The organism is Azonexus sp., from assembly GCF_036170495.1.
GTDB lineage: Bacteria > Pseudomonadota > Gammaproteobacteria > Burkholderiales > Rhodocyclaceae > Azonexus.
The window spans coordinates 1-3,862 of sequence record NZ_JAVHPH010000201.1 but is presented as its reverse complement, the minus strand read 5'-3'; the positions used below and the strand labels follow the sequence as shown (position 1 = coordinate 3,862).

5 protein-coding genes are annotated in these 3,862 nt (G+C 67.7%); all 5 read right to left on the bottom strand.

What is annotated here, in order from left to right; translation table 11 throughout:
- Positions 1-107: 107 nt before the first annotated feature.
- The gene (locus tag ADADOO_RS06745) at positions 108-917 is read right to left on the bottom strand and encodes a sulfite exporter TauE/SafE family protein (RefSeq protein WP_511276103.1); all 810 of its coding nucleotides are present in this window, start codon (positions 915-917) and stop codon (positions 108-110) included.
- A gap of 42 nt (positions 918-959) precedes the next feature.
- Entirely contained in the window at positions 960-1,874 is a 915-nt protein-coding gene (gene mdcH, locus ADADOO_RS06740) for a malonate decarboxylase subunit epsilon (RefSeq protein WP_511276102.1), read from the bottom strand.
- A gap of 1 nt (position 1,875) precedes the next feature.
- Positions 1,876-2,775 carry a triphosphoribosyl-dephospho-CoA synthase MdcB gene (gene mdcB, locus ADADOO_RS06735; protein ID WP_511276101.1) on the bottom strand — a complete coding sequence of 300 codons (900 nt, stop codon included), beginning with the start codon at positions 2,773-2,775 and terminating at the stop codon, positions 1,876-1,878.
- Positions 2,768-3,436, bottom strand: coding sequence for a malonate decarboxylase holo-[acyl-carrier-protein] synthase (gene mdcG, locus ADADOO_RS06730; protein ID WP_511276099.1), 669 nt, complete (start codon positions 3,434-3,436; stop codon positions 2,768-2,770). The genes mdcB and mdcG overlap by 8 nt, the downstream gene beginning before the upstream one ends.
- A gap of 4 nt (positions 3,437-3,440) precedes the next feature.
- The coding region (locus ADADOO_RS06725; RefSeq protein ID WP_511276097.1) for a biotin-independent malonate decarboxylase subunit gamma at positions 3,441-3,862 on the bottom strand (422 nt) is incomplete at its 5' end.

Here is a 3,862-nt window from a genome sequence, read left to right as displayed (position 1 = left end):
AAAAAGCCGCCTCGTTCGCCTTCCTCGACACCGAGGATTACCGGGAAGGCCTGGCCGCCTTCCTGGAAAAACGCAAGCCGGCCTTCAAGGCGCGCTGAACTCGGCAATCAGCTGCCGTAAAGGCTCCACAGCATTTTGCTCGACAGCACCAAGAGCAGCCCCGCGAAAATCCGCTTGAGCACGACCACCGGCAGACGATGGGCGAGGCGCGCGCCGAGCGGGGCGGCCAGCACGCTGGCAAGCAGGATGACGGCCAGCGCCGGCAAATAGATGAACCCCAGGCTGCCCGCCGGCAAGCCGGGATGCCCCCAGCCATTCGAGACATAGCCGATGCTGCCGCCGATGGCGATCGGCAGACCGACCGCCGCCGAGGTGCCAATCGCCTGGTGCGGCCTGACGTTACACCAGATCAAATAAGGTACGGTGAGCGCCCCGCCGCCCATCGCGGCCAGACTGGCGACCGTGCCGATGACACTGCCGGCAAGGCCCAGACCGCCGCGCCCCGGCAGGTTGCGGCTCGGTTTCGGACGCAGGTTGGCCACCATTTGCACGGCGACGAAAATCATGAATCCGACGAAGAAAATCGACAGTGCCCGCGACGAAATGCGGGCCGCCAACATTGCCCCGAGCAGCGTCCCGACCAGGACGCCCGGCGTCAGGTCGCGCGTCACCGGCCACAGTACGGCGCGGTGCGCGTGATGGGCGCGCAAGCTGGAAATTGACGTGAACAGGATGGTCGCCATCGAGGTGCCGAGCGCCAGATGCATGACTTCGTTGGCCGGAAACCCTTGCCCGGCAAAGATGACGGTCAACAACGGGACGACCACGACGCCACCGCCGACACCAAGCAGCCCGGCAAAAAAGCCGGCTACGGCGCCGGTCAGCAGATACGCCGGAATGACATCGAAAGGGATCACGAGAATGGAGGCTGCGGCGATATTGGCAAGCGCCGAACTGTATCAGTGGCCGGCCTCGAGCCAGCGAACGATGCCGTCGATGCTGCGGAAATCATCGCAGGCGCGCACCGGAATCTCCGGGGCGAGTTCGCCGAACAGCTTGGCCAGCGCGTTGCCGGGGCCGATTTCGAGCACGGCGTCGGGCTGCATTTCGCGCACGGCCTGCAGGCAGGCGGCCCAGTCGAGCGGCGTGCAGATCTGGCGGGCCAGCGCGGCTAGCGCCGGGTGGGCGGTGCGCGCCGCCGTGGCATCGATGGCGCTGAGGACGGAGAAGGCCAGGCGGCGCTCGGGCAGAAAATCGAGGTGCTTTTTGAAGTCGACCGCAGCCTGGGCCAGTAATGGCGTGTGCGATGGCGTGTGCACGGCCAGATGGACCAGCCGGCTCGCCCCGGCGGCTGCGAACTGGTCGGCGACGGCCACGATGCCGGCGCGTGGCCCGGCGACGACCAGATGGCGCGGCGCATTGCGGATGGCCACGGCCAGCCCGGCCTCGCTGGCCAGTTTTTCCACCAGCGCATCGTCCAGCCCGAGCACGGCGAGCATGCCGTGTTCGCCGGCAGCGGCGCCGTCCATCGCGGCGGCCCGTTCAGCACACAGGGCGACACCCTGGGCGGCCGTGAAGGCGCCGGCCGCGCTGCACGCGGCCATTTCGCCCAGTGAATAGCCGGCCGCGCAGATCGGCCGCGGCAGACGGCTTTGCAGGCTGCCCCAGAGCAGCATCTGCTGGGCGAAGATCAGCGGCTGGGCGATTTTGTTTTTTGCCAGTTTTTCCGGGTTGACCGTGGCAATTGGCTCCACGATGCCCGGTACTGCCTGCAAAATCGCCTGGCCCAGGTCGCCGCCGATGCCCGCCTGCACTTGCTGCCAGTGCGCAACGGTTTGCCCACCCTGACCGCTGAAAAGAAGGGCCAGGCGCATTTCAGTCCCGGCCGTCGAGTTCGGCGAGAAAGAGCGTCACGCCGAGCAGGTCGGCGCTACCGCCGGGGCTGAGATCTCGCGCCACGAACTCGCGGTCGATGGCCGCCGCATGCTCGGGCCAGTCGTCGGCGAGGACCCCGCCGGCCGCGAGAAATTCGCTTGCGGCACGCCGCCCGCAGGCCAACCCGGCCGGACCGCCCCGCCACAGCAGGTTGGTGTCGTCGAGTTCGGCAATCAGGGCAAACAACGCCTGCACCGCCGCCAGTTCGCCGTCGCCGGTGGCGACCAGAATGCTTCGATAGGCCGGCAGGCCAATCTCCAGCGCCGCCGGAAAGCCGCTCGCCGCCTCCTGACGCGCCCCGCCGCTGCCATAGCGACGGGCGACTTCCAGTCCGTGGCTCAATTTCAGTTGCGAGGCGGCTGGCAAGGTGGCCAGACCGTCAAGAATGTCGGCGGCCCAGTTGTTTTTGACGGCTTGGCAAGCCGTCGCGGCGCTCGGCGTTTCTCCATCGGCAATCAGGCGGCCGGCCGCGGCACAGAGCAGGCCGAGATTGAAAATCGCCCCGCGGTGGGTGTTGACGCCACCGGTCGCCGCCAGCATGGCGGCTTCGGCGTCGATGCCCAACGCCTGCAAGGGCGCAAAGCCTGGGCGTTGCAGGCCGCAAGAAGCAATGGCCGGAAAGTAGGTGCGCAAGGCCTGCAGACTGCGCAGGAAAGTACTGAAATCCATGTCGCGGTGGCTGCCCTGGCTGTTCGGGCTAACCAAGCCGGGCTTGAGCGCCAAGGCAGCCTCGCGGTACAGACTGCGGATAGCCAGGCGACCGATGCGCTCGGTTCCGGCGCGGTCGACCGGGATGGCCAGCGGGGCAGGACGATTGCTCGGGACGATGCGTTCAAGCATGGCAGCAAGCCCCGTTCAGGGTCGCCAGCAAGGCCTGCACAGTCCGCAAGCCAACTTCATGCGGCCCTTTGACGAGGACCAGGGCAGCCGGATTTTCCCGCTGCGCAGCCACCTCCCGCCAAGCAACGGCGTCGCCATCGGGAAAGCGGATTTCGCCATCGAGCCGGCAGGACAGCTGGTCGGCTGCCAGGTGCAGCACGTTCAGCATGGCATCGAATTGCGGCAAGGTATCGACATCGCAAATCAGGTCGATATCCGATTCGGCGTGGCGGTAGTCCTCGCCGCTCAGCGCCTCCCAGGCCAGTGAGCCGAAAACGCCGAGGCGTGCAGAACAGGCAGCCGCCCGCTCGGCCAGTCGGCGCAGCACCTCGGCCTCGGCCACCGGCAGCCGGGAACAACAGCGGTCGACGGTCAGCGGCGCGTCGATTCCGGCTACGGCCCGGCGGTCGACATGGATGGTCAGCCGCTTTCGTTGCTGATTCAGCGGCAGGCTCAGGCCAAGTAGCAAAGGCCCATCGCCGGCCGGCTGGCGGGCGGCGACCAGCGGCCGGCCAGCGGCGATCCAGTCGCGCGCCGCCTGCCACGAGGCATCGCCCGTTGCGGCGCAGGGCGTCTCGAATGCCGCATCGCGATCCAGATAGACGAGGTCGTGGCGACGCATCCCGTCAGGCTCCGCAGGCGGCGTTCTGAACGTTTTTGGCGATGTCCGCTGCCAGTTGGCGGCCACCGCGCTCGGCACCGCAAGACTGGCGTAGATCGCCGGCCGGCGCGGCCCGCCCGGCGGCGAGCGCCGCTTCCAGCAAGCTGGCCGAAGGTGCCGGCCAGATCGCCTCGATAGCGCCCATGAGGACGTAGCTCTCGGCGCCCGGCGCGAAAATCGGCGAGCCGGCAGCCAGTTCGACCAGACGTTCGTGGGCGATCTTGGTGACGCGAGCCATCGCCCGCAAATCCATGACTCTGACCTGGGCATCGGCCAGCGCATAAGCCCGGTCAGCCATCAGACCGAAGGAGAGGAATCCGCCGCTGACCGCATTGGCCGTGACCAGACTGAGCGAGGCATGGCCCTGGCGACGGGCCAGATCGACAC

Coding starts and splice junctions, on each gene's coding strand:
- mdcB (WP_511276101.1), bottom strand. CDS start 2,775: ATGCTTGAACGCATCGTCCCGAGCAATCGTCCTGCCCCGCTGGCCATC.
- mdcG (WP_511276099.1), bottom strand. CDS start 3,436: ATGCGTCGCCACGACCTCGTCTATCTGGATCGCGATGCGGCATTCGAG.
- mdcH (WP_511276102.1), bottom strand. CDS start 1,874: ATGCGCCTGGCCCTTCTTTTCAGCGGTCAGGGTGGGCAAACCGTTGCG.